The sequence below is a fragment of the Polaribacter gochangensis genome (assembly GCF_046224025.1).
Classification (GTDB): Bacteria; Bacteroidota; Bacteroidia; order Flavobacteriales; family Flavobacteriaceae; genus Polaribacter; species Polaribacter gochangensis.
In genome coordinates this window covers 1-233 of sequence record NZ_JBJXRF010000121.1, presented here as the reverse complement: position 1 = coordinate 233, position 233 = coordinate 1, and the positions used below count along the sequence as shown (strand labels likewise).

Here is a 233-nt window from a genome sequence, read left to right as displayed (position 1 = left end):
ACGTATTTATTGTTCGAATCTTCTAATGAAGAAAATTATATAGAAAGAGTTAAAGAACAGATTGACGATTTGTTTGAACAAATTAATACCAATAGTTATTTTTACATCAGAAAAAGAGTTCGAAAAATTTTAACCCTGACAAAAAAGTTTATTCGGTATTCTCAAAATAAAGAAACAGAAGTAGAATTGTTTATGTATTTCTGTCAGAAATTAAAGACTTTTAGACCATCAAT

General features: G+C 25.3%; 1 pseudogene. It reads left to right on the top strand.

What is annotated here, in order from left to right:
• A pseudogene (locus tag ACEWL1_RS12255) lies at nt 1–233 on the top strand (hypothetical protein); the annotation flags it as partial.